The organism is Tepidimonas thermarum (genome assembly GCF_007556705.1).
Classification (GTDB): Bacteria; Pseudomonadota; Gammaproteobacteria; order Burkholderiales; family Burkholderiaceae_C; genus Tepidimonas; species Tepidimonas thermarum.
The window spans coordinates 1-23,798 of the sequence record NZ_VJOL01000041.1 but is presented as its reverse complement, the minus strand read 5'-3'; the positions used below and the strand labels follow the sequence as shown (position 1 = coordinate 23,798).

Sequence of the window (23,798 nt, the reverse complement as noted above, 5' to 3'; positions counted from 1 at the left end):
GACCACCAAACTTGCTGGCCAGCACCGTCGTGATCGCCGCCGTCAGCGTCGTCTTGCCGTGGTCCACGTGACCAATCGTGCCCACGTTGACGTGCGGCTTGGTCCGCTCGAATTTTTCCTTTGCCATCGTTACCGCTCCGAATGGATGTTTGCCGAACTCACTCACACGCCCCGACGTGGGGCCAGGACAACAGCGTTGGTGCCCATGGGCAGGATCGAACTGCCGACCTCTCCCTTACCAAGGGAGTGCTCTACCACTGAGCCACATGGGCCTGCGACCGCCTTGCAGCGACCACAACAAAACCGTTCGCCAACACCAACCACCGGCCGCGCGCTGGAGCGGGAGACGGGAATCGAACCCGCGTCATCAGCTTGGAAGGCTGAGGTTCTACCATTGAACTACTCCCGCGAGAACCCCGCCTGATTCGGACGCGGGCTTTCACTGCCTTCTCTCTTGCCAACGCAACCGGCATCGCTGGTGGAGGGGGTTGGATTCGAACCAACGTAGGCGTAAGCCAACAGATTTACAGTCTGCCCCCTTTAGCCACTCGGGCACCCCTCCGGCGAGAGCCCCAGATTATGCCACGTTTTCGCGCCCGTTTTCGTCCTGGGCGCAAAATTGTTCGAGCACGTCGGTGCACCACAGGGCAATGCGCCCGGCCGTGTCGTCGGCGCCGCGGATGCCGTTGACGGCGCGCTGGCTCAGGTGGCGCACGCACGCCAGCGCGGCCGCCCACCCGGAACGCTGGCGCAGCGCACGCAACGCCTCGTGCGCCTGGGTGCCACAGGCCACCACCCAGCGCAGGCCGGCCAATTCGGCAGCCAAGCGCTGCAGGTTGTCGGGCTGCAGCACTTCGGCCACGGTCGGCACCGAGCGGCCGGTCAGGGCCGGGTATTCGACCTGCGGCCAGGCGTTGGTGATGACGTAGTCGGCGCGCTGCGGCGAGGGGAAGCGCAGCGGGTCACGGCGGTGCAGTTCGATGAGCGCGCGGGCCAGGTTGGCCCCCGTGCCCGCCGCGCACGGGTAGCCACGCTGCGCCTCGAAGCGCCCCGGACAGATGAACACGAAGCCGGTGCGCGCGCCAGGACACGGCTGGTGGTGGGGCGTGCTCCCCGTGGGCAGCCGTGGCGCGCTCATGCGTCGGCAAACAAGGCCGCCAGGGCGGCACCCGGGTCGGCCGCGCGCATGAACGCCTCGCCCACCAAAAAGGCGTGCACACCGGCCGCGCGCAGGCGCTGCACGTCCGCGGGGGTGGTGATGCCGCTTTCGGTGACCAGCAGCCTCTGGTCCGGCACGCGCGGCAGCAGGCGCAGCGTGGTCTCGAGCGCAACCTGGAAGGTGCGCAGGTCGCGGTTGTTGACGCCAATGAGCGGCGTGTGCAGGCGCAGCGCGCGCTCCAGCTCGGCGTCGTCGTGCACCTCGACCAGCACCGCCATGCCAAGCTCGTGCGCGATGGCTTCGAAGTCCGCCAGCTGCGCGTCGTCCAGGCAGGCGGCGATGAGCAGGATGGCATCCGCCCCCCAGGCGCGCGCCTGCCAGACCTGGTAGGGATCGACCAGGAAGTCCTTGCGCAGCGCCGGCAGCGCCGCCGCCGCGCGCGCTTGTGCCAGGTAGTCCGGATGCCCCTGGAAGTACGGCACGTCGGTCAGCACCGACAGGCAGGCAGCGCCGTGGCGGGCGTAGCTGGCGGCGATGGCCGCGGGGTCGAAATCGGCGCGCAGCACACCCTTGGACGGGCTGGCCTTTTTGACCTCGGCAATGACGGCGGCGCGGCCAGCGTCCACCGCGGCGCGCAGCGCGCCGACGAAGTCGCGCGGTGGATCGTCACGCCGGCTCGCCTCCGCACGCGCGCGCACGGCGGCCAGGGGCTCGCGCGCGCGCGCCGCGGCCACCTCCTCGCGCTTGGTGGCGCAGATGCGCTGCAGGATGTCGCTCATGCCTGCGCCTCCGCGCCCAGCCGGTGTGCGGTGGCGACGAGTTGCTCCAGCTTGGCCTTGGCCGCGCCGCTGGCCAGTGCGGCACGCGCGCGCGCAATGCCCGCCTCGATCGAATCGACCACATTGGCCGCGTAGAGGGCCACCCCTGCGTTGAACACCACGATGTCGGCCGCCGGCCCCGGTTGGCCGTCGAGCACCGCAAGCAACAGGGCGCGCGACTCCTCGGGCGTCGCGACCTGGAAGGCGCGGTGGCTGGCCATCGCCAGGCCAAAGTCCTCGGGGTGGATGTCGTATTCGATGATCTCGCCGTCCTTGAGCTCGCCAACCATGGTCGCGGCGCCCAGGCTGACCTCGTCCATGCCGTCCTTGCCATACACCACGAGCGCGTGCTGCGTGCCCAGGCGCTGCAGCGCCCGCACTTGGATGCCGACCAGATCGGCGTGGAAGACCCCCATCAGGATGTTGGGAGCACCAGCCGGGTTGGTCAGCGGGCCGAGGATGTTGAAGAGGGTTTTGACGCCCATCTCGCGCCGCACGGGGGCGACGTTTTTCATCGCCGGATGGTGGTTGGGCGCGAACATGAAGCCGATGCCGACCTCGCGGATGCACTGCGCGATGGCGGCCGGCGGCAGGTTGATGTTGACGCCCAGACTTTCCAGCACATCGGCGCTGCCGGACTTGCTGCTGACGCTGCGCCCGCCGTGCTTGCTGACCTTGGCGCCCGCCGCGGCCGCGACGAACATGGCGCAGGTGGAGATGTTGAAGGTGTGCGCCCCGTCGCCGCCGGTGCCGACGATGTCGACCAGGTGCGTGGTGTCCTCCACGTGCACCTTGGTGGAGAACTCGCGCATCACCTGGGCCGCGGCGGTGATTTCACCGATGGTCTCCTTCTTGACGCGCAGGCCGGTGATGATGGCCGCCGTCATGAGCGGGGAGATCTCACCGCTCATGATCAGCCGCATCAGGTGCAGCATCTCGTCGTGGAAGATTTCGCGGTGTTCGATGGTGCGCTGCAGGGCTTCCTGCGGCGTGATCTTGTGGGTGTGCATCATGCGGCCTCCAAAAAGTTCTTCAGCAATGCGTGGCCGTGCTCGGTGAGAATGCTCTCGGGGTGGAACTGCACGCCCTGCACGGCGAGTTCGCGGTGGCGCACGCCCATGATCTCGCCGTCGTCGCACCAGGCGGTGATGGCCAGCGCCTCGGGCAGCGTGGCGCGCTCGATGGCCAGCGAGTGGTAGCGGTTGACGGTGAACTGGCGCGGCAGGCCGGCGAACACGCCCTCCTGCGTGGTGGTGATGACGCTGGTCTTGCCGTGCATGAGCTCGCGGGCGCGCACGATGCGCGCGCCAAACGCGGCGCCGATGCTCTGGTGCCCCAGGCACACGCCCAGGATCGGCACGCGGCCGGCAAAGTGGCGGATGGCCGCCACCGAGATGCCGGCTTCGGCCGGCGAGCATGGCCCGGGCGAGATGACCAGCCGGTCCGGCGCGCGCGCGGCGATGCCCTCCAGCGTGATCTCGTCGTTGCGGAACACCTCGACCTCGGCGCCCAGCTCGCCAAAGTACTGGACCAAGTTGTAGGTGAACGAGTCGTAGTTGTCCACCATCAGCAGCTTGACGCGGCTCATTCCAGCCCCTCCTCGACCAGCTCGCTGGCGCGCAGCAGCGCACGGGCCTTGTGCTCGGTTTCCTTCCACTCCAGCTCGGGCACCGAATCGGCCACCACCCCGGCGGCGGCCTGGACGTAGAGCGTACCGTCGTGCACGACGCCGGTGCGGATGGCGATTGCCAGGTCCATGTCGCCGGCCCAGCTCAGGTAGCCGACCGCGCCGCCGTAGATGCCGCGCTTGGTGGGCTCCAGGCGGTCGATCAGCTCCATGGCGTGCACCTTGGGCGCACCGGTGAGCGTGCCCGCCGGGAAGGTAGCGCGCAGCACGTCCATGCTGCTCAAGCCCGGGCGCAGCGTGCCTTCGACGTTGCTGACGATGTGCATGACGTGGCTGTAGCGCTCCACCGCAAACGCCTCGGTGACGCGCACGCTGCCGATCTCGGCGATGCGGCCAATGTCGTTGCGCGCCAGGTCGATCAGCATGACGTGCTCGGCGCGCTCCTTGGGGTCGGCCAGCAGGTCCTGCTCGGCCGCCTTGTCCTTTTCCGGCGTGGCGCCGCGCGGCCGCGTGCCGGCCAGCGGGCGTATGGTGACCTTGACGCCGTCGTCGGTGCGCTCCTGGCGCACCAGGATTTCGGGCGAGGCGCCGATGACGTGCAAGTCGCTGCCGCGCGCGTCCGCCCCGGCCAGGTTGTAGTAGTACATGTAGGGGCTGGGGTTGAGCGAGCGCAGCGCGCGATAGAGGCTCAGCGGGCTGTGCCGGTAGGGCTTGTGGATGCGCTGACCGATCACGATCTGCATGAAGTCGCCCTGCTGGATGAGCGCCTTGGCCTCCTCCACCGCAGCCATGAAGTCCGCCTGGGTGCGCTCGCGCTGCGCGGGGTAGGCCTCGCCCGCCTTGACGGCCGGGGCGCTGACCGAGTAGCGCAGCCGCTCCTTGAGCTCGCGCAGCCGCCGCCGCGCACTGGCGTAGGCCTCGGGTTGGGCGGGGTCGGCGTAGACGATCAGGTACAGCTTGCCCGAAAGGTTGTCGATGACCGCGAGCTCCTCGGTTTGCAGCAGCAGGATGTCCGGCAAACCCAGCGGATCGGGCGGGCAGGTGTGGGCCAGCTTGCGCTCGATGTGGCGCACCGTGTCGTAGCCGAAGTAGCCCGCCAGCCCGCCACAAAAACGCGGCAGACCGGGGCTGAGCGCGACGCGAAAGCGCTGCTGATAAGCCGCGATGGCGTCCAGCGGATGGCCGCTGAGGGTTTCGACCACGGCGCCGTCGCGCACCACCTCGGTGCGCGCCTGGTCACCAAAGCCGCTCACGCGCAGCCAGGTGCGCGCGGGCAGGCCGATGAAGCTGTAGCGACCAAAGCGCTCGCCACCCACGACGGACTCGAGCAAAAAGCTGTTGCGCCCGCCGTGGTTGGCGTGGGCGAGCTTGAGGTAGAGCGACAGCGGCGTCTCGAGGTCGGCAAAGGCCTCGGCGATGAGCGGGATGCGGTTGTAGCCGTCGGCGGCAAGGCTGCGAAATTCCAGTTCGGTGATCACGGCAACGGGGCTCCTGGCGGGGCAGACCGGCGGGCGCTCCCGGACGGGATGGCCGGCGGGGCCTGCGGGGTCCAACGGGGCGGGTCGCACCACGCGACCCATGCAGCGGCGGCACGGCTTGTCGGCTGCGCAGGGGCAGCGGCGCGTGCGCGCCCGCGGGAATCAAGGGGGATCAGGCGCGTGTCGTTGGCTTGCGCCAGGGCCAGGCCTCCCGGCGGCCGGTCTTGAGGGCGGCTGCCAGGCGGGCGTCGAAGGTGCTGCGGACCACGGACATGCGCCACAGTGTAGCAAAGCTGGCGCGCTGCTGCGCGATCTATGATGGTGGGTTGTCCCGCAACTGCCCCCATCATGTCGACCCCACCCCCGCGCCCCCAGGCCGACCGTGTGATCCGCATCCGCGGCGCGCGCACGCACAACCTGCGCAATCTGGACCTGGACATCCCCAAGGATGCGCTGGTGGTGATCACGGGGCCATCGGGATCGGGCAAATCCAGCCTGGCGTTCGACACCCTGTACGCCGAGGGCCAGCGCCGCTACGTCGAGAGCCTGTCGGCCTATGCGCGGCAGTTTTTGGAGCGCATGGACAAGCCGGACGTGGACCTGATCGAAGGGTTGAGCCCGGCGATTGCGATCGAGCAAAAAGCCACCAGCCACAACCCGCGCTCCACCGTCGGGACGGTGACCGAGATCCACGACTACCTGCGCCTGCTGTTTGCCCGCGCCGGCGTGCCGCACTGCCCCACGCACGACCTGCCGCTGCGGGTGCAAACGGTAAGCCAGATGGTGGACGCGGTGTTGGCCCTGCCCGCCGAGACCCGGCTGATGGTGCTGGCCCCGCTGGCGGGGTCGGCCGCGGCCGACCCCGCCGCCGCGCTGCACGCGTGGCAGGCGCAGGGGTATGTGCGCTTTCGCGTCGACGGCACGGTGGCCGAAGGCGAGGAGGCCGCCAGCCTGCTGCGGCCCGGCGCCGCGCTGGAGGTGGTGATCGACCGCCTGAGGGTGCGCCCCGACGCCCGCCAGCGTCTGGCCGAGAGCCTGGAGGCCGCCTTGCGCGTGGGCGACGGCAAGGTCCGGGTGCTCGATCTGGATACGCAGACGATGCACGCGTTTTCGTCGCGCTACGCGTGCCCGGTGTGCGACCACACGCAAGCGCCGCCCGAGCCGCGGCTGTTTTCCTTCAACGCGCCGCAGGGGGCCTGTGCGCGCTGCGACGGCCTGGGGCATGTGGAGCTGTTCGATCCGGCGCGCGTGGTCGCGTTTCCAGAGCTGAGCCTGGCCAGTGGCGCCATCAAGGGCTGGGACCGGCGCAACGCGCACTACTTTGCCCTGATCGAGTGCTTGGCGGCGCATTACGGCTTCGACCCCGAAACGCCATGGCAGGACCTGCCCAAGACCGTGCAGCAGGTGCTGCTGTATGGCAGCGGCAACGAAGCCATCGCCTTCCAATACGGCGCCGACGGTGGGCGGCGCGTAACCAAGCACCACCCGTTCGAGGGCATCTTGCCGAACTTCGAGCGCCGCTGGCGCGACACCGACTCGCCCACCGTGCGCGAGGAGCTGGGCCGCTACCGCAGCACGCACACCTGCCCGGCCTGTGGGGGCACCCGGCTGCGGCCCGAGGCGCTGCGGGTCTATCTGGGCGACGGTGCGCAGCGCCGCCACATCCACGCCATTGGCGAGATGACGCTGGCCGAGGCGCTGGCCTACTTCGACACGCTGGCGTTGCACGGCGCGCGCGCCGAGATCGCCGACAAGGTGGTGCGCGAAATCCGCGCGCGGCTGCGCTTTCTGAACGACGTCGGGCTGCCGTACCTGACGCTGGCGCGCAGCGCGGACACCCTCTCGGGCGGGGAGGCGCAGCGCATCCGCCTGGCCAGCCAAATCGGCTCGGGCCTCAGCGGCGTGATGTATGTGCTCGACGAACCCAGCATCGGATTGCACCAGCGCGACAACGACCGCCTCATCGACACCCTCAAGCGCCTGCGCGACCTCGGCAACACGGTCATCGTGGTCGAACACGACGAGGACATGATGCGCGCCGCCGACCACCTGATCGACCTAGGCCCGGGCGCCGGCGTGCACGGCGGGCAGGTGCTGGCCCAGGGGCACTGGCAGGCGGTGGCGGCGGAGCCGGCCTCGCTGACGGGACAGTATCTGTCGGGGCGGCGGCGCATTGCGGTGCCCGCGCGGCGCACACCGTGGCAGCCATCGCAACCCAGCGCCGCGGATGGCGCCGCACCGGTACCCCGGCGCGCCGGCGGTTGGCCCGGCCGCGCGGACCGCGCCAACGCCCGGCAGCGCGATCCGGCGGTGCCGGCCACGGCGGCCCTGCGCCTGATCGGCGCACGCGGGCACAACCTGCGCGGCGTCACGGTGGACTTTCCGATCGGTTTGCTGACCTGCGTCACGGGCGTCAGCGGCTCGGGCAAATCCACCTTGGTCAACGACACGCTGCTGCGCGCGGTGGCGCGCCACCTCTACCGCAGCCACAACGAGCCGCAACCGTTCGACGCCATCGAGGGGCTGGAGCACTTCGACAAGGTCATCGCCGTGGACCAAAGCCCGATAGGGCGCACGCCACGCTCCAACCCGGCCACCTACACCGGGTTGTTCACGCCGATTCGGGAGCTGATGGCCGAGACGCCCGCCGCGCGCGAGCGCGGCTACGGCCCCGGGCGCTTCAGCTTCAACGTGCCGGGGGGGCGCTGCGAAGCCTGTCAGGGCGACGGCGTCGTCAAAGTCGAGATGCACTTCCTGCCCGACGTGTACGTGCCCTGCGACGTCTGCGGCGGCACACGCTACAACCGCGAGACGCTGGAGGTGCGCTACAAGGGCCGCCACATCGCCGAGATCCTGGACCTGACCGTGGAGCAAGCGCACGCCTTCTTTGGCGCCGTGCCCACCTTGCAGCGCAAATTGCAAACGCTGCTGGACGTCGGGCTGGGCTACCTGCGCCTGGGCCAAAGCGCCACCACGCTCTCGGGCGGTGAGGCGCAGCGCGTCAAGCTGGCGCAGGAGCTCTCCAAACGCGGCACCGGCCGCACCCTGTACATCCTGGACGAGCCGACCACCGGACTGCACTTTGCCGACATCGAGCTGCTGCTGCGCGTGCTGCACCAACTGCGCGACGCGGGCAACACCATCGTCGTCATCGAGCACAACCTGGACGTCATCAAGACCGCGGACTGGGTCATCGACATGGGCCCGGAGGGCGGTGCCGGCGGCGGCACGGTCGTGGCCTGTGGCACCCCGGAAGCGGTGGCCGCCCACCCCGACAGCCACACCGGGCGCTACCTGGCCCGGGTGCTGGCGCGCGGCTGACCGAGAGGACGCGGTGCCTCAGCGCCGGTAGGCCACGCCGACGCTGGCGCCCCAGGTCTGGCGCGCGCCGACCAGCGGGCTGCGCGCCGCCGCTCCCAGCAGGCGCGTGACCCCGACACCGCCGTAGAGCACCCAGTCTTGGTCCAGCGCCGAGACCAGCCCCCAGCCCACCTGCACGCTTTCGGGGCCGCCCCCGGGCACATAGGCCGCCCGCCCGGTGGGGCCCGCTGCCGCCGGCGCGATGCCGTAGTGGGCCAGGCGATAGGCGGCGCTCCCTCCCGTCAGCTCGGCCGACAGATCCCAGTGGCTGCGCGCCGACACCGGGTGACGGTAGGCCAGACCCGCCGACCACTGCGTGCCGCCGCCGCGGCCCAGCAAATCCTGGCTGATGCCCGCCCGGACCGACCAGCCCGGGCGCAAGGCATACCCCAGCGCCAGCCGGCCGCGCAGCGTGGCGCGCACGGCTGGCACGCCGCGCAGCCGCGGGTCGTCGTCATCGGCCGCGCGCCCCTCGTCCCAGCGCAGCGAGGCACTCAGCGACGCGTTCGAGCGGCTCACCAGGGTGGTGCTCAGGCCGGCATCGACCACCGTCTCGCGTCCAACGTTCCACAGGGACGCTGCGCCGCCACTGGAGAGGCGAAAGCGCCCCCACCACACACCCCAGACAGGCCGCAACCCGAGGGCATAACCGGACGACCCCACGGCATCGCGGCCCACCGACAGCCCTCCCCCAAGCACATAGCCCAGCGCCGGGCGCGCGGACTCCCCCTCCTGCCCCTGCACCGTCAGCGGCAGCGCAGCGGCCAACGCGCCACACACCCACCAGCGTGACGGCTGCCTCATCGCTGCGCCACGCCCTTGAGGGCATCGATGCCAAGGGTTGCACCGGTGCACAGCAGCACGGCGGCGCTTGTCGCCCGACGGCACGCAGCGCCTGCTGCGGAAGGGAAATGACCCGTGCGCATGATGAAGGCTCCTTTGCTGGCATCATAGAGTGCACCATGGGCCATCGGCAAGCCGATCCCCGCACCCCGGACACCCCCATGGCAGCGCAAGGATGTGACCAGCATGAGCAGTTTCGACTTTGATCTGTTCGTCATCGGCGGCGGCAGCGGTGGCGTGCGCGCGGCGCGCATGGCAGCCCAGCGTGGCGTGCGCGTCGCGCTGGCCGAGGCCCAGGGGCTCGATGGGCTGGGTGGCACCTGCGTCAACCTGGGCTGCATCCCCAAGAAGCTCTACAGCTACGCGGCCCACTACGCCGAGGCGTTCGAGGAAGCGCGCGGCTACGGCTGGCACACCGCCACGGCCACCTTGGACTGGGACACGCTCAAGCGCCGCCGCGCGGCCGAGATTGCGCGCCTCAATGGCGTCTACGACCGGCTGCTGCGCGCCAGCGGCGTGACCGTGCTGAGTGGCTGGGCACGGCTGCGCGACGAACACACGGTCGAACTCGCCACCCTCAACGCCGACGGCAGCCCCGGCCACCAGCGCTGGCGGGCCGAGCGCATCCTGATCGCCACCGGCGGCACGCCCCACGTGCCGCACTTCCACGGGCGTGAGCACGTCATCACATCCAACGAGGTGTTCGACCTCGCCCCCTTTCCGCAGCGGTTGGTGGTGGTCGGTGGCGGCTACATCGCGTGCGAGTTCGCCTCCATCTTCAACGGCCTGGGGGCCCAGGTGACGCAGCTGTACCGGGGCGAGCAGATTTTGCGCGGCTTCGACGACGAGGTGCGGCACTTTCTGGCGGCCGAAATGCGCAAGAAAGGGGTGGACCTGCGCCTGCAAACCGGCGTGGTGGCGGTGCAGCGCGAGGCCGACGGCCTGCACGCGGTGTTGGAAGACGGCAACCGGCTGGTGGCCGACGCCATCCTGTACGCCACGGGGCGTGTGCCCAACGTCCAGGGCCTGGGGCTGGAGGCGCTGGGCGTGGCGCTGGGGGCGCAGGGGGCGGTGCTGGTGGACGAGCACTACCGCACCAACGTGCCCAGCCTTTACGCGATCGGGGACGTGACCGCGCGCGTGCAGCTCACGCCGGTGGCGCTGGCCGAAGCCATGGCACTGGTCGATCACCTGTACGGGCCGGCCCCGGGGGCCGCCCCGCGCAGCGCACACTACGATCTGATCCCGACCGCCGTGTTCACCGCGCCCAACGTGGGCACGGTGGGATTGACCGAGGCGCAGGCCCGCGAGCGGTATGGGCGCTTGCGCATCTACCGCAGCGAGTTCCGCGCCCTGCGCCACACGCTCAGCGGCAGCGAGGAGCGCACCCTGGTCAAGCTCGTGGTGGACGACGCCTCCGACCGGGTGGTGGGCCTGCACCTGGTCGGGCCGGACGCGGGCGAAATCGTGCAGGGCTTTGCCGTGGCGCTGCGCTGCGGCGCGACCAAGGCGCAGTTCGACGCCACGCTGGGCATCCACCCCACGCTGGCCGAAGAATTCGTGACCCTGCGCGAACCCACCGCCATCGGCTGACCATGATGCCGCCCACCCGAACGCCCGAGTTCGTCGCGCCGCAACGCTTTGACGATGCCGACGCGGCCGTCGCACACGCCGCCCGCCTGTACCAGGCCGCGGTCGAGCATCTGCGCCAGGCGCTGGACGACTACCTGCGCCAGCCGCTGGCGCCCGACACGCCGCTGGCGCGCGTGCGCGCCCACTACCCGTGCGTGCGGCTGCAGGTGGCGCGCGCGCCCGATGGCCGCCAGCCGCGGCGGCGCCAGAGCTACGGTTTCGTCACCCGGCCGGGACGCTACGAAACCTCGCTGACCCGCCCCGACTTGTTTGCCGACTACTGGCGCGAGCAGTTTGCGCTGCTGCTGCACCACCACGGCCAGCCGCTGGAAATCGCCCTCGGGCACGAGCCGATTCCGCTGCATTTCGCCCTGGGCGAGGACAGCGCCTTCGAAGGCGAACTCAGCCCCCTGCAGCGCACCCGGCTGGCGGAAGTGTTCGACCTGCCCGACCTGACGGCGATGGACGACGCCATCGCCAATGGGCTGCACCTGGCGCATGACCCCGGCACCCAGCCGCTGGCGCTGTTTCGCGGCGCGCGCATCGACTACTCGCTGCAGCGCCTGCGCCACTACAGCGGCACCGCGCCCGCGTGGTTTCAAAACTTCGTCCTCTTTACCAATTACGGCTTTTATGTGGACGAGTTCATCCGCGTCGGCCAAGCCGAAATGGCGCGCGCCGACAGCGACTATGTGGCGTTCGTGGAGCCGGGCAACGTGGTCACCTGGCGCCACGACCTGAGCGCGGCGCAACGCGCGGCGCTGGCAGGCCCCGAAGGCGGGCCGCCCGCACGCATGCCGCAAATGCCTGCCTACCACCTGGTGCGCGCCGACCGCAGCGGCATCACGCTGGTCAACATCGGCGTCGGGCCCAGCAACGCCAAAACGGCGACCGACCACATCGCCGTGCTGCGCCCCCACGCCTGGTTGATGCTGAGGCACTGCGCCGGCCTGCGCCACAGCCAACAGCTGGGCGACTACGTGCTGGCCCACGCCTATGTGCGCGAAGACCACGTGCTGGACGAGGAACTGCCGCTGTGGGTGCCGATCCCGGCCCTGGCCGAAATCCAACAGGCGCTCGAAGGGGCCGTGGCCGATGTGACCGGCCTGCACGGCGCCGACCTCAAGCGCGTGCTGCGCACGGGCACCGTGGCCAGTACCGACAACCGCAATTGGGAACTGCTGCCCGGCCGCGTGGTGCAGCAGCGCCTGTCGTTGTCGCGCGCGATCGCGCTGGACATGGAATCCGCCACCATCGCCGCCAACGGCTTTCGCCTGCGCGTGCCCTACGGCACGCTGCTGTGCGTGAGCGACAAACCGCTGCACGGCGCCATCAAGCTCCCCGGCATGGCCGACCGGTTCTACCGCGAGCGGGTGGACCAGCACCTGCGCATCGGGCTGCGCGCCATCGAACGGCTGCGCGCTGCGGGCGTGGACCAGCTGCACAGCCGCAAGCTGCGCAGCTTCGACGAGGTGGCGTTTCAGTAGCGGCGCCCGGCGTGGGGCCGCGCCAACCTCAGGCGCACCAGCGGCCCATCGCCTCGCCCATGCGCACCGGGCGGCCCGGCGCCCAGTCCGGCGCCAGCTCGGCGCACCCGGGCGGCAGCAGGACGATGACCGTCGAGCCGAGCAGGAAGCGCCCCATCTCGGCCCCTTGCGCGAGCGCGATGTCGCGCTCGTCGTAGTCCCAGCGCCGCACGATCCCCGGGCGCGGGGGGTTGACCACCCCATGCCACACCGTGGCCATGCTGCCGACGATGGTGGCCCCCACCAGCACCAGCACGAAGGGCACGCGCCGTCCGCGGACGTCGCCCTCGAACACGCACACCACGCGCTCGTTGCGCGCGAACAGCCCCGGCACCCCGCGCGCCGTCGCGGGGTTGACCGAAAACAACGCCCCCGGCACGTGCACCATGCGCCGCAGCCGGCCGGCGCACGGCATGTGGATGCGGTGGTAGTCGCGCGGGCTCAGGTACAGCGTGGCAAAGGTGCCGTCGGCAAACGCCGCCGCCAGCGCAGCGTCGCCCCCCAACAGCGCCGCCACCGTGTAGTCGTGCCCCTTGGCCTGCAGGATGCGGTCGCCGGCGATCGGGCCGCACTGGCTGATCGCCCCGTCCACCGGGCACACCAGGTCGGCCTGCGCCAGCGGCCTGGCCCCAGGGCGCAGCGCGCGGGTAAAGAAATCGTTGAACGTCGCGTACGCGGCGGGGTCGGGCTGTGCCGCCTCGGTCATGTCCACGCCGTAGCGGGCGATGAAGCGGCGTATCGCCCGCTGCGTCACCGCGCCCAGCGGGCGGCGCGCCAGCGCCCCGGCCAGCTCGGTCAAGGCGCGCTGGGGCAGGGCGTATTGCAGCCAGATGGCCGCTTGGTCCAGAATGGTCATGGGGCGATTATCGGCGCCTGCCGCAGCGCTGCGGATGCCCGTCGGCCCCGCCGGGGGTGCAACGACACGGCACAATGGGCGCATGGCCGACGACGCACTGCTGCACATCGAGGGGCTGACCAAGCGCTATGGTGCCCAGACGGTGGTGGACGACCTGTCGTTTGCCATCGCCCCGGGCGAATGCGTGGGCCTGCTGGGCCCCAACGGCGCCGGCAAAACGACCACGCTGCGCATGGCGCTGGGGCTGACCGCGCCGGACGCCGGACGCATCCGCATCCTCGGGCGCGACATGCCGGCCGAAGCGCAGGCGATCAAGGCCCGCCTGGGCGTGGTGGCCCAGTTCGACACGCTGGACCCCGATTTCACCTGCGCCGAGAACCTGCTGGTCTATGGGCGCTATTTTGGCCTGCGGGCGACCGCGCTGCGTCCGCGCATCGCGCAACTGCTGGACTTTGCCGCGCTGGCGCACAAGGCCGACGCCCGCCCGGGCGAGCTCTCGGGCGGCATGCGCCGGCGGCTCAGCCTGGCGCGCGCCCTGGTCAACGACCCGGCGCTGCTGTTGCTGGACGAGCCCACCACCGGCCTGGACCCGCAGGCGCGCCACCTGATGTGGGAGCGCCTGCAACGCCTGTTGCAGCAGGGCAAGAGCATTTTGCTGACCACGCACTTCATGGACGAGGCCGAGCGGCTGTGCCACCGGCTAGTGATCATCGACCATGGCCGCAAAATCGCCGAAGGCCGCCCGCGCGAGCTCATCGCCCAGCACCTCGAGCCCGAGGTGGTGGAGCTCTACGGCGAGCAAGGGGCTGCGCTTGGCCCCGCAGCGGACCTGCTGGACGTGCAGGCGCGCGTGCACGTGCGCCGCATGGAAACCAGCGGCGAAACCCTCTTTTTGTACACCGACGACGCACGGCCGCTGCTGGCGCACCTGGGCGAGCGGCCGCGCCTGCGCATGCTGCACCGTCCCGCCAACCTGGAAGACCTGTTCCTCAAACTGACCGGCCGCCAGATCCGCGCGGACGGCTGACCCCTGCCATGAGCACCCCGCCCACCCGTTTTGCCATCGCCGCACCATGGTCCCCGCCGCGCCCCAGCCGCGCCTTCGCCGCGGTGTGGCTGCGCAACCTGCTGGTCTGGCGCAAACTGGCCGTGCCCAGCCTGGTGGGCAACATCGCCGAGCCGCTGATTTGGCTGGTGGCCTTCGGCTACGGCATGGGATCGCTGGTCGGCAGCGTCGCGGTGGCCCTGCCCGACGGCGGCACGCAGACCGTGCCCTACCTGGTGTTCCTGGCCAGTGGCAGCATCTGCATGAGCGCGATGAACGCCGCCACGTTCGAGGCGCTGTACTCGGCGTTTTCGCGCATGCACGTGCAAAAGACCTGGGACGGCATCCTCAACGCGCCGGTGACGCTGGACGACATCGTGCTGGCGGAGATGCTGTGGGCGGCCTTCAAGGCCTTGTTCACGGTGACCGCGATCCTGGTGGTGATGCTGGCGCTGGGCATCAGCCACAGCCCCAAGCTGGCGTTGGCGTGGCTGGCGTTGGCGCTGGTGGGCGTGACCTTTGCCAGTCTGGCGCTGATCGTCAACGCGCTGGCCAAGGGCTACGACTTTTTCACCTACTACTTCACGCTGTTTCTCACGCCCATGATGTTCGTCTCGGGCGTGTTCTTCCCGCGTGAGCAGCTGCCCGGCTGGGTGCAGGCGGTCGGCGACGTGCTGCCGCTGACGCACGCGGTGCAACTGGTGCGACCGCTGTTCCTCGACCATTGGCCGGCCGACGCGGCGCAGCACCTGGCAGTGCTGGCCAGCTATGCGCTCGCGGCGTTTTGGCTGGCGCTGGCGCTGACGCGCAAGCGCTTTGCGCGTTGAGCGTCGGCCAGCACCTGCTGCAGCGCGGCGCGCTCGATCGGCTTGGCCAGAAAGCCGTTCATGCCGGCCGCGAGGCACCGCTCGCGATCCTCGCCGAAGGCGTTGGCGGTCAGCGCGACGATGCGCAGCGGCGCGCGCCCCGGCTGTGTGGTCTCCCAGCGGCGCAGCGCCTCGGTGGCCTGCAGGCCGTCCACCTCCGGCATCTGCATGTCCATCAGCACGAGGTCGAAGGCGCGCTGTTGCGCCAGCGCCACCGCGGCGCGGCCGTCGTCGGCGAAGGTAACGCGGTGGCCGGCGCGCGTCAGCAGCGCCTCGATGACGCGGCGGTTGACCGGGTGGTCCTCCGCCACCAGGATGTCCAGCGGCAGCGCGGCCTCGGCGTCGCCGCTGGCAGGGGCCGGCGCGGCCGTGGGCGGGAGGATGACATCCTGCGCCGGTTCGGCCGGCGCCAGCGGCAGCGTGACGGTGAAGGTGCTGCCCTGCCCGGGCGTGCTCTGCACGGTGAGCGCGCCTCCCATGCGCTGCACCAGCTCGCGGCTGATCGCCAGCCCCAGCCCGGTGCAGCCGTAGCGGCGGTTGGCGGCGCCCTCCCCCTGCACGAAGGGGTCGAAAATGCGCGCCAGATGCGCCGGCGGGATGCCGATGCCGGTGTCATGCACCGCCCATTCGGTGCGCCAGCGGCCGTGCGGCTGCGGCTCGGCGCGCACCGCCAGCGTCACGCCGCCGCGGTCGGTGAACTTGATGGCGTTGCCGACCAGGTTGAACAACACCTGGCGCAGCCGCGTGGCATCACCGCGCACGCGCGGCGGCAGTGCCTCGCCGCCCTGCACCGTCAGTGTCAGGCCCTTCAGGCGCGCCGAAGCCTGCATCGCGCCCTCGATGTCGCGCAGCAGCGCGCGCGGGTCGAACGACTCGTTGCGCAGCTCCAGCCGGCCGGCCTCGATCTTGGACAGGTCGAGGATGTCGTTGACGATGTCGATCAAGTGCCGCGCCGCGCCCAGCGCGGTGGCCAGCGTCTCGCGCAGCGCAGGCTCGGCGGTCTGGTCCAGCGCCAGCTCCAGCATGCCGACCACGCCGCTGAGCGGCGTGCGGATCTCATGGCTCATGTTGGCCAGGAACTGCCCGCGCGCGACGTTGGCGGCCTCGGCGCGGGCGCGCAGCTCCTCGGTCTGCTCGTGCTGGCGGCAGGCGCGGCAGGCCAGCGCCAGCCGCTGCCAGATCGGCGACAGCGCGCGCTCGACATCGTCGTCCACCGGCTGCGAGCGCAGCCACGCGATCCAGCCAAAGCCCGGCAGCGCCGCGCGCTGCCACACGCCGCCGTCGTGCGCCGGCCGCGCCGCGCCTAGCGCCGGCGGCGGCCAATCCTGGGGCGGCGGCAGGTGCTTGCGCACGCGCGCCGGGTACACCAGCACCGGCGCCGCGTCGCCCTCCCACACCGCACCGGCGCGCGCCCCCAGGAGCTTGAGCGCCGTCGGCACGAAGCGGCGCAGCATCGGCTCCAGATGCAGGTCCTGCCCGATCGACAGCGCCAGCTCGTACTGCAGCGAGACGATCGCCAGGTTGCGGCGCAACAGCTGCTCAGGCATCGGCGTCGGCGGCCAGCGCGGCCAACACGATGGTCTTGTTGTAGAACTCCAGACAGGTGTCGCCGCCGTTGGCCACCTCACCCAGCGTCAGCACGCCGGCCAGCGCGCGCGTGCCAACGACGGCGCGGATGGCGGCCAGCTCCTCGCCGAAGCGCTGCTCCAAGTACAGCACACGGCTGATGCAGTCGGCCACCAGCACCGGCCCGCGCGTGCCGGCCAACGCCTGCGCCCCGCGCGCCGCCGCCTGCACCAGCGCCTGGGGGTCGCCGCGCAGCAGGTGCACCAGGCTGTACGGCGGCACGTCGCCGACGCAGCGCAGGCTGCCGCCCTCGATGGTGATCGGGTCGCGCACGACCAGCCGGCCGTCGGGCTTGTCGAGCCCGAACGGGTAGCCCTTGGCGACGTCGAAGAAGCCCTCCGGCGCCGGGTCGCGCCCGGCGTCGCCGCGCACCGCGGCGCGGTAGACCTCGTAGGCTGGGCGGTGGTCGAGCGACTCTATCACCGGGCCATGGCCGCCGGTGACGACGAACGGACCGGCCAGCGGCTGCCAGCCGTGGTCCACGCCCCGGCGCCAGCCGCTCGCGCAGCAGCACCAGCTGCAGCGCGTCGGCGCGCATCCCCTCGCGGCTGAACAGGCAGGGGCGCGGCTGGAAGCTGAGGCTGCCGGCGCCGCCGCCGAAGTAGGTGACGTCGCTGCCGAGCTGGTCGTACACCGCATCCAGCGTGGCGGCGATGCGCGGCGCGAGCCCGTCGACCCACACCATCACGGCGGCCACGCCGTCCGGCGCCCGCAGCGCCTGCGCCAGCGCTGCCGCGGCATCGGTGTCGTCGCGCGACAGGCCGTCGACATGCACGACCTCGAAGTCGCTGGGCCAGCCGACGACGACGTAACCGCGCTCGTGGTTCTCGCCACCGTGGATCAACTGCGGGAACACGCCGCCGGCCACCGGCACCGACAGGCCCGCCAGCCACGCGTCGACGTCGGCCGGGGTGACGCCGTTGGCATCCGCCGCCCAGACGATCAGGCCGCGCGCGCCCTGCGCCAGCGCGTCGGCGGCCAGCCGCTGCACCGCGGCCGGCGCGGGGTCGGGGGTGAAGGCGACAAGGGGTTCGGTCAACATGGCACGACGGGGCGATGGGCGGAGAGTTTTTAGCGAATTCTAGGAAGGTTTTCGCATTTTTACGTGAATACCCCGCCCCGGTGCGTGCGCCATCAGGCCGCGGCGGCCGGCGCGCGCTCGTGCAGGCCCAGCGCGTCCAGCGCCTGCCGCAGGTGGCCGACGGTGCGCTCGATGTGCAGCAGCTTTTCCAGCCCAAAGAGGCCGATGCGGAAGGTGCGAAAGTCCGCCGGCTCGTCGCACATCAGGGGCACGCCGGCGGCGGTCTGCAGGCCAACGGCGGCAAACTTTTTGGCGTTGGCAATCTCGGGATCGTCGGTGTAGCTGACCACCACACCCGGCGCCTGAAAGCCCGGGGCCGCCACGCTGCGCAGCCCGCGCGCCTCGAACAGCACGCGCACGCGCCGGCCCAGCTCGACCTGCGCCGCCTTCATCGCGGCGAAGCCGTGTTCGCGCGTCTCCTGCATCACGTCGCGCAGCCGCGCCAGCGCGTCGGTGGGCATGGTGGTGTGGTAGACGTGCCCGCCCTGCTCGTAGGTCTGCATCACCTGCAGCCACTTTTTGAGGTCGCAGGCAAAGCTGGTGCTGGTGGTGGCGTCGACGGCCTGGCGCGCACGCTCTGACAGCATCACCATGGCGCAGCAGGGCGAGCCGCTCCAGCCCTTCTGCGGCGCCGAGATCAGCACGTCCACGCCGGTGGCGCGCATGTCCACCCACATCGCGCCGGAGGCGATGCAGTCCAGCACGAACAGGCCGCCCACCGCGTGCACCGCGTCGGCAACCGCGCGCAGGTAGTCGTCCGGCAGCATCATGCCGGCGGCCGTCTCCACGTGCGGCGCAAACACCGCTGCCGGCCGCAGCGCCTGGATGGTGCGCACCACCTCGTCCACGGGTGCGGGCACCCACGGCGCCTGCGGCTCTTCGGCCACGCGGCGCGCCTTGAGCACATGCGCCTCCGCCGGGATGCGGCCCATCTCGAAGATCTGCGTCCAGCGGTAGCTGAACCAGCCGTTGCGGATGACGAGCACGCGCTGGTCGGTGGCCAACTGCCGCGCGACGGCCTCCATGCCAAAGGTGCCGCTGCCGGGCACCAGCGCCACCGCATGCGCGCCATACACCTCTTGGAGGATGCCACCCATGTCGGTCATGACGCGCTGAAAGCGCTGGGACATGTGGTTGAGCGCGCGGTCGGTGTAGACGACCGAAAATTCGAGCAAACCATCCGGGTCGATGTGGGGCAGCAGGCCGGGCATCGGCGTCGTCTCCTGTGGTGGATGCAAGGGATCGGGGCGCCCGCGCCAACCCAGTGGCCGCGCGCGCCCACGGCATGGCGGTCAGCTTAGCACGCCGCCACGCAGCGCGTCGACCGCGGCGCACACCACGGCCTGCATGCTGCCGGTGCGCGCATGCACCGCGCGCAACTGGCGTGCGTGGTTGCCCGCAGCGCCGGCCACCTGCTCGATCTCGGCCAGCGCCGCCTGGCTGCCCAGGGCATCGGCATGGGGCGCCAGCCGGCGCACCGTGGCCAGGATGTCCTCGCGGATCGACAGCGGCTCGCGCGTGCGTGGGTGCACCATCGTGCCGTCCAGCCCAAAGCGGCAGGCCTGGAAGCGATTGTAGGTGTAGACCAGGTAATCGTCTTCCTGCGGCGGCGGCTCGCCGCCCTCCAACAGGTGGCGGCACAGCGCCTGCAGGTAGCACGCCAAGGCCGCGGCGCGCTCGACCGTCAGCGGCGTGTCGCACACGCGCAGCTCGATGGTGCCGTACTCGGGCTTGGGGCGAATGTCCCAGTAAAAGTCCTTCATGGACTTGACCACGCCCGTGGACTCCATCTTGCGAAAGTAGCCTTGCTCGAACTCGTCCCAGCGCAGCACGAAGGGCGCGCGGCCGCTGAGCGGAAAGGCGAACACCGAATTGAGCCGCGCCGAGTCGAACAGCGTGTCCACGCCCTGAAAAAACGGCGACGAGGCCGACAGCGCGATGAAGTGCGGCACGTAGCGGTTGAGCGCGTGCAGCAGGAGCAGGGCCTCATCCGCCGAGCGGCAGCCGATGTGCACGTGCTGCCCGAATACCGTGAACTGCTTGGCCAAATAGCCATACAGGCCCGAGAGCTGCTGGAAGCGCGGCTTGTCGAAGATGCGCTGCTCGAACCAGCGCTGAAACGGGTGCGTACCGCCCCCGGCAAGGGCCACGTTGAGGCGGTCCGCTGCCGCGACCAACGTGTCGCGGATGGCGCGCAGCTGTGCCAGCAGTTCGTCGTGGCGGGTGTGCACGCCGGTGGCGATCTCGATCATGCTCTGCGTCATCTCCGGCGTGACGCTGCCCGGGAAGGGCGCACGCTTGAGCAGCGCCAGCAGGTCGTCGGCGCTGCTCGAGAGATCCTGGTCGTAGGTGTTGACAATCTGCAGCTCGAGCTCGACGCCCATCGAGAGCGCATCGGACGTCTTGAAGGGTTCCAGCGGCATGGCGGTTGGCAATCAGGGGGATGGGGGTGGTGCCGCGGCGGGCGCAGGGCCCAGGGTGGGATGGGCGGCCTCGCGCGCCGCCACCAGCGCCCACTGCGTCAGCCAGGGGCCCAGCAGCTCCAGCCACAGCAGCGCCGCGGTCAGGTGCCACAAGGCCTCGGCCGCCGGCGGCAGCCCCAGCGCGATGCTGCGCTCCAGCAGCAACAGCGTCATGGCGGACATGGGCAGCAGCGCCACGCCGGTCAGCGCGCCTTTGCGCACGGTGGTGCCACTGGGCACGGCCAACACGGCGTTCAAGACCACCGGGATACCCAGCCGCGCCGCCAACACGACCCCGGCGGCCGCCCACACCCCACCCTGCGCCAGCGCCCCCCAGGACATGCGCGAGCCCACGTACACGAACAAAAACACCCCCAACAACAGCCCCAGGGTGCCAAAGTCGCGTTGCGCGTTGGCAACGTAGACGCGCCGCTCGCGCAGCAGCACGCCAAAGCTCAACGCCGCCAGCATTGGCGACAGGCGCAGCGCATCGCTGACGAAGGTCAACCACACCAGCGCCAGCGCATACCCCACCGTGGGCGCGCTGGGGGATCCATACGGCCCGCGCACCAGAGCCGACACCACCACGGCCAGTGCCACCCCGAGCGCCGCGGACAGCACCACGGCATACGCGCTGCTGAGCACCGCCTGCGCCCAGTCGCCCGCGGCGCTGAGGTGCCAATAGCCCGACGCCCCTTTGACGAACAGCACGGCCATCACCCCTTGGATGGCCGCCAGGTGCAGCGCGCGCTCGGTGACCTGACCTGCGGCGCGCACGTCATGGGCCACGCGCAACAGACTGGCGGGCGATGCCGCGACCGCCACTGCGGCCACCAGCGGGCGCCATTCGGCCGCGACGCCGACTGCGCCCAGCGCCCACACCACGGCGCCGAAGATCGCCACCGACTGCACCACCCCGATCAGCAACACCCACGGGTTGTGGCGAAACCAGCCCAGGTGGATGCGGCAGCCAAGCTCGAACAACACCAGCGCCAACGCAAATTGCGCCAGCAGCGCCGCGCCGCCCCCGGCCACCGCCGGCGCGGGGGCCAGCCCGATGGCGCTGCCCAGCAGCCCCACCGCGACGTACACGCTCACGCGCGGTACGCCGCGCGGTTGCGCGCGCTCGCCCAGCCACCAGGCCAGCCACAGCAGCGCTGGCCACACGGTCAGCGACGCCAGATAGGGATCGACACCTGCCATGTTCATGCGACCGCGAAACGCGGACGCAGTTCCGCCAACCCCAGCTCATCGAGCATGCGCTGCAGCCGCTCGGCGGCGCTGCGCTTGCGCCGGCCGGTGCGCCGCGCGATGATGAGCTCGTTTTTCATCGAATGCTCCCAGCCCACCAGCTCCGTCACCGTGACGTCATAGCCGCTGGCTTCGAGCCGCAGGCAGCGCAGCACATTGGTGACCTGGCTGCCAAATTCGCGCGTGTGCAGCGGGTGGCGCCACAGCTCGGCCAGCGGCGTGCGCGCCAGCTGCAGCGCCTTGTGGCGGCGCAGCGCGGCGGCCACCTCGGCCTGGCAGCACGGCACCACGACGATGGCGCGCGCTTGGCGCTGCAGGGCAAAGTCGAGCGCGTCGTCGGTGGCGGTGTCGCAAGCGTGCAGCGCCGTCACCACATCGACATCCGTGGGCAGCGTGGCCATGGCGTCGCGCACCGTCGCCGCCACGAAATGCATGCGCGCAAACCCCAGGCGTTGCGCCAGCGCGGCCGAGCGCTCGACCAGCTCGACGCGCGCTTCCACCCCCCACACGGCGCCCACCGGACGCGCGGCCAAAAAGCGGTCGTAGAGCAAAAACCCCAGGTAGGATTTGCCGGCACCGTGGTCCACCAGCGTCACGTCGCCGCGCGCGTCCAGCGCCTGTTGCAGCAAGGGCTCGATGAACTGCAGCAGGTGGTTGACCTGCTTGAGCTTGCGGCGCGAGTCCTGGTTGAGCCGCCCGTCGCGCGTGAGGATGTGCAGCGCCTGCAGCAGCGCCACCGACTGACCGGGGTGCAGCTCGGCCAGCACCTCGGCGGGGACATCGGCGCGCGCCGCTGCGTGCCGCAGGGATTTGCTTGCAGACATGCGCCGATCATACGGGCCCCACGCCGCCCATGCCCCAATCGGCGCGTGCGGTGCTAGTATTTCCACAGGCCGGATCCCGTCCGGCCCAGGAGACCGCCATGGGCACCATCATTGGCTACGTGACGCCCAAACCGCCGGAACAAAAACTGCGCCGCTACCCCACCAAAGTCATCAACATCATCGGCGGCCCCGGTTGCGACAAGTCGCTGTATTCGTCGGCCATCGTGCTCAAGCTGCACCTGATGCACAAGACCGTGGAGCAGGTGCCCGAGGTCGCCAAACTGCTCGTGTGGCAAAACGACTTCGAGGCGCTGCGCAACCAATACAGCATCGCCTGGCAGCAGTACCGGTTGCTCGAGGTGCTCGACGGGCAGGTGCACTTTCTGGTCACCGAGGGCGGCCTGCCCCAGCTGCTCTACTACAACGCGCACCACCCGGACAACATCTGCGACGTGGACAAGACGCGCCGGCACATCCTGGAGTGGTACCGCCAGTTCGACCACATCAACATCTTTGCCCAGCGCGACCCGGACAAGCCCTACATCCGCGCCGGCCGCCTGCAGGACGAAAACCGCGCGCGCGAGATGGATGCGGAGATCCGCACCGCGCTCTCGGCCGAGGGCATCAAGTACACCTTGCTGCCCCCGGATCACCGCAAGATCATCGAGTTCACCGGCACGCTGGCCGACGGCATGGCGCACTGACCTCCCCGCAGCGGGGCGCAAAGGGCCGGGCGGCGCACCGGCACCCCCGGTCACCGGCGCGGGTCAGACCAGCAGCGCATTGACCCGGCGCACATAGGCCGCCGGGTCGTCGGGCAAGCCGCCTTCGGCCAGCATCGCCTGGTCGAACAGGATGTGCGCGTAGTCGTCGAAGCGCTCGCCCGCCTCCGACAGCTTGCGCACCAGCGCGTGGCCGGGGTTGATCTCCAGGATGGGCTTGACCTCCGGGGCCTTTTGGCCTGCGGCCTTGAGCAAGCGCGCCAGCTGCAGCGAGTACTCGCCATCGTCCACCACCAGGCAGGCGGGCGAGTCGACCAGCCGGCTCGTCACGCGCACGTCCTTGGCGCGGTCCTTGAGCGTCTCGCGCAAGCGCGCCAGCACCGGCTGCAGGGCCTCGGCCGCCTCTTGCGTGGCCTTTTTCTAGTTGTGTATCGTTCTTTCTGTAAATTCCATTTTGCCGGTTGTCTGCTGGGCGGGGATCTCCGGCGCTACGCGCCTACGCTCCCCGCCCAGCAGACAGCGCGAGGGTGGGTCTGACGCCATGACTTCGAGAAAGGAGTGTAACCCTCATGGCAATACGAGTCGAAACCAACCCCTTGGAAGCCGCTTATGCGATCTTGCT

At 70.6% G+C, this 23,798-nt stretch carries 20 protein-coding genes, 3 tRNA genes and 2 pseudogenes; 6 read left to right on the top strand and 19 right to left on the bottom strand.

Features of this window, described 5'->3' with window-relative positions; genetic code table 11:
- From Tther_RS09890 to trpE, 9 genes are all read right to left on the bottom strand, one after another.
- Window positions 1–127, bottom strand: a 127-nt coding sequence (locus Tther_RS09890) for a GTP-binding protein (RefSeq protein ID WP_236640437.1), incomplete at its 3' end; no start/stop codon positions are given.
- Between the two features lie 70 nt (window positions 128–197).
- Window positions 198–272 (bottom strand) — tRNA-Thr (locus tag Tther_RS09885).
- Window positions 273–335: 63 nt separating this feature from the next.
- Window positions 336–409 (bottom strand) — tRNA-Gly (locus Tther_RS09880).
- A 67-nt stretch (window positions 410–476) separates the two neighbouring features.
- Window positions 477–562 (bottom strand) — tRNA-Tyr (locus tag Tther_RS09875).
- Window positions 563–577: 15 nt separating this feature from the next.
- Window positions 578–1,138, bottom strand: coding sequence for a hypothetical protein (locus Tther_RS09870; RefSeq protein ID WP_143903416.1), 561 nt, complete (start codon window positions 1,136–1,138; stop codon window positions 578–580).
- Entirely contained in the window at window positions 1,135–1,938 is an 804-nt protein-coding gene (gene trpC, locus Tther_RS09865; protein WP_143903414.1) for an indole-3-glycerol phosphate synthase TrpC, read from the bottom strand. The genes Tther_RS09870 and trpC overlap by 4 nt, the downstream gene beginning before the upstream one ends.
- A complete protein-coding gene (gene trpD, locus Tther_RS09860; RefSeq protein WP_143903412.1) occupies window positions 1,935–2,990 on the bottom strand; it encodes an anthranilate phosphoribosyltransferase in 1,056 nt (351 codons plus the stop codon). The genes trpC and trpD overlap by 4 nt, the downstream gene beginning before the upstream one ends.
- Window positions 2,987–3,565, bottom strand: a complete 579-nt coding sequence (locus Tther_RS09855) for an aminodeoxychorismate/anthranilate synthase component II (protein WP_143903410.1) — start codon at window positions 3,563–3,565, stop codon at window positions 2,987–2,989. The genes trpD and Tther_RS09855 overlap by 4 nt, the downstream gene beginning before the upstream one ends.
- Complete coding sequence (gene trpE / locus Tther_RS09850) at window positions 3,562–5,082, bottom strand: anthranilate synthase component I (protein ID WP_143903408.1); 1,521 nt, start codon at window positions 5,080–5,082, stop codon at window positions 3,562–3,564. The genes Tther_RS09855 and trpE overlap by 4 nt, the downstream gene beginning before the upstream one ends.
- A gap of 348 nt (window positions 5,083–5,430) precedes the next feature.
- Between trpE and uvrA the strand changes: the two genes are divergently transcribed.
- Window positions 5,431–8,403, top strand: coding sequence for an excinuclease ABC subunit UvrA (gene uvrA, locus Tther_RS09845; RefSeq protein ID WP_246098993.1), 2,973 nt, complete (start codon window positions 5,431–5,433; stop codon window positions 8,401–8,403).
- Between the two features lie 18 nt (window positions 8,404–8,421).
- On the opposite strand, the gene Tther_RS09840 is transcribed toward uvrA, so the two are convergent.
- Window positions 8,422–9,246 carry a MipA/OmpV family protein gene (locus Tther_RS09840; RefSeq protein WP_143903404.1) on the bottom strand — a complete coding sequence of 275 codons (825 nt, stop codon included), beginning with the start codon at window positions 9,244–9,246 and terminating at the stop codon, window positions 8,422–8,424.
- A 225-nt stretch (window positions 9,247–9,471) separates the two neighbouring features.
- Between Tther_RS09840 and gorA the strand changes: the two genes are divergently transcribed.
- Window positions 9,472–10,878: a glutathione-disulfide reductase gene (gene gorA, locus Tther_RS09835; RefSeq protein WP_143903402.1), complete on the top strand. Its 1,407-nt coding sequence runs from the start codon at window positions 9,472–9,474 to the stop codon at window positions 10,876–10,878.
- 2 nt (window positions 10,879–10,880) lie between these two features.
- Entirely contained in the window at window positions 10,881–12,404 is a 1,524-nt protein-coding gene (locus Tther_RS09830) for an AMP nucleosidase (protein WP_425472821.1), read from the top strand.
- Between the two features lie 28 nt (window positions 12,405–12,432).
- Here the strand turns inward: Tther_RS09830 and asd are convergent, their stop codons facing one another.
- Window positions 12,433–13,293: an archaetidylserine decarboxylase gene (asd, locus tag Tther_RS09825; RefSeq protein WP_143903418.1), complete on the bottom strand. Its 861-nt coding sequence runs from the start codon at window positions 13,291–13,293 to the stop codon at window positions 12,433–12,435.
- A gap of 88 nt (window positions 13,294–13,381) precedes the next feature.
- On the opposite strand from asd, the gene Tther_RS09820 reads away from it, so the two are divergent.
- Window positions 13,382–14,326 carry an ATP-binding cassette domain-containing protein gene (locus tag Tther_RS09820; RefSeq protein ID WP_143903400.1) on the top strand — a complete coding sequence of 315 codons (945 nt, stop codon included), beginning with the start codon at window positions 13,382–13,384 and terminating at the stop codon, window positions 14,324–14,326.
- Window positions 14,327–14,334: 8 nt separating this feature from the next.
- On the top strand, window positions 14,335–15,171 hold the full coding sequence (locus Tther_RS09815) for an ABC transporter permease (RefSeq protein WP_143903383.1): 837 nt from the start codon (window positions 14,335–14,337) through the stop codon (window positions 15,169–15,171).
- Here Tther_RS09815 and Tther_RS09810 read toward each other — a convergent pair.
- The 7 genes and pseudogenes from Tther_RS09810 to Tther_RS09780 form a co-directional block, all read right to left on the bottom strand.
- Window positions 15,111–16,757 carry an ATP-binding protein gene (locus Tther_RS09810; RefSeq protein ID WP_143903381.1) on the bottom strand — a complete coding sequence of 549 codons (1,647 nt, stop codon included), beginning with the start codon at window positions 16,755–16,757 and terminating at the stop codon, window positions 15,111–15,113. The two genes, Tther_RS09815 and Tther_RS09810, sit on opposite strands and share 61 nt — an antisense overlap.
- A complete protein-coding gene (locus tag Tther_RS09805) occupies window positions 16,750–17,319 on the bottom strand; it encodes an FIST C-terminal domain-containing protein (protein WP_143903379.1) in 570 nt (189 codons plus the stop codon). Before Tther_RS09805 ends, Tther_RS09810 begins: the two co-directional genes overlap by 8 nt.
- A 76-nt stretch (window positions 17,320–17,395) precedes the next feature.
- Window positions 17,396–17,878 (bottom strand): annotated as a pseudogene (locus tag Tther_RS13775) (FIST N-terminal domain-containing protein); the annotation flags it as partial.
- Between the two features lie 92 nt (window positions 17,879–17,970).
- A complete protein-coding gene (locus Tther_RS09795) occupies window positions 17,971–19,128 on the bottom strand; it encodes a pyridoxal-phosphate-dependent aminotransferase family protein (RefSeq protein ID WP_143903377.1) in 1,158 nt (385 codons plus the stop codon).
- Between the two features lie 81 nt (window positions 19,129–19,209).
- A complete protein-coding gene (locus Tther_RS09790; protein WP_143903375.1) occupies window positions 19,210–20,340 on the bottom strand; it encodes a YbdK family carboxylate-amine ligase in 1,131 nt (376 codons plus the stop codon).
- Window positions 20,341–20,352: 12 nt separating this feature from the next.
- On the bottom strand, window positions 20,353–21,582 hold the full coding sequence (locus tag Tther_RS09785; protein ID WP_185975061.1) for a cation:proton antiporter domain-containing protein: 1,230 nt from the start codon (window positions 21,580–21,582) through the stop codon (window positions 20,353–20,355).
- Between the two features lie 2 nt (window positions 21,583–21,584).
- On the bottom strand, window positions 21,585–22,454 hold the full coding sequence (locus Tther_RS09780; RefSeq protein WP_143903370.1) for a class I SAM-dependent methyltransferase: 870 nt from the start codon (window positions 22,452–22,454) through the stop codon (window positions 21,585–21,587).
- 98 nt (window positions 22,455–22,552) lie between these two features.
- On the opposite strand from Tther_RS09780, the gene Tther_RS09775 reads away from it, so the two are divergent.
- Entirely contained in the window at window positions 22,553–23,158 is a 606-nt protein-coding gene (locus tag Tther_RS09775) for a hypothetical protein (RefSeq protein ID WP_143903368.1), read from the top strand.
- 63 nt (window positions 23,159–23,221) lie between these two features.
- Here Tther_RS09775 and Tther_RS09770 read toward each other — a convergent pair.
- A pseudogene (locus Tther_RS09770) lies at window positions 23,222–23,596 on the bottom strand (molecular chaperone HtpG); the annotation flags it as partial.
- Window positions 23,597–23,798: the final 202 nt, after the last annotated feature.

Bases quoted from the DNA above. Each gene is read 5' to 3' on its own strand.
- uvrA (WP_246098993.1), top strand. From the start codon at position 5,431: ATGTCGACCCCACCCCCGCGCCCCCAGGCCGACCGTGTGATCCGCATC.
- Tther_RS09810 (WP_143903381.1), bottom strand. From the start codon at position 16,757: ATGCCTGAGCAGCTGTTGCGCCGCAACCTGGCGATCGTCTCGCTGCAG.
- Tther_RS09790 (WP_143903375.1), bottom strand. From the start codon at position 20,340: ATGCCGCTGGAACCCTTCAAGACGTCCGATGCGCTCTCGATGGGCGTC.
- Tther_RS09830 (WP_425472821.1), top strand. From the start codon at position 10,881: ATGATGCCGCCCACCCGAACGCCCGAGTTCGTCGCGCCGCAACGCTTT.
- Tther_RS09785 (WP_185975061.1), bottom strand. From the start codon at position 21,582: ATGGCAGGTGTCGATCCCTATCTGGCGTCGCTGACCGTGTGGCCAGCG.
- Tther_RS09820 (WP_143903400.1), top strand. From the start codon at position 13,382: ATGGCCGACGACGCACTGCTGCACATCGAGGGGCTGACCAAGCGCTAT.
- Tther_RS09870 (WP_143903416.1), bottom strand. From the start codon at position 1,138: ATGAGCGCGCCACGGCTGCCCACGGGGAGCACGCCCCACCACCAGCCG.
- Tther_RS09815 (WP_143903383.1), top strand. From the start codon at position 14,335: ATGAGCACCCCGCCCACCCGTTTTGCCATCGCCGCACCATGGTCCCCG.
- Tther_RS09840 (WP_143903404.1), bottom strand. From the start codon at position 9,246: ATGAGGCAGCCGTCACGCTGGTGGGTGTGTGGCGCGTTGGCCGCTGCG.
- Tther_RS09775 (WP_143903368.1), top strand. From the start codon at position 22,553: ATGGGCACCATCATTGGCTACGTGACGCCCAAACCGCCGGAACAAAAA.
- gorA (WP_143903402.1), top strand. From the start codon at position 9,472: ATGAGCAGTTTCGACTTTGATCTGTTCGTCATCGGCGGCGGCAGCGGT.
- trpC (WP_143903414.1), bottom strand. From the start codon at position 1,938: ATGAGCGACATCCTGCAGCGCATCTGCGCCACCAAGCGCGAGGAGGTG.
- Tther_RS09855 (WP_143903410.1), bottom strand. From the start codon at position 3,565: ATGAGCCGCGTCAAGCTGCTGATGGTGGACAACTACGACTCGTTCACC.
- trpD (WP_143903412.1), bottom strand. From the start codon at position 2,990: ATGATGCACACCCACAAGATCACGCCGCAGGAAGCCCTGCAGCGCACC.
- Tther_RS09795 (WP_143903377.1), bottom strand. From the start codon at position 19,128: ATGCCCGGCCTGCTGCCCCACATCGACCCGGATGGTTTGCTCGAATTT.
- Tther_RS09780 (WP_143903370.1), bottom strand. From the start codon at position 22,454: ATGTCTGCAAGCAAATCCCTGCGGCACGCAGCGGCGCGCGCCGATGTC.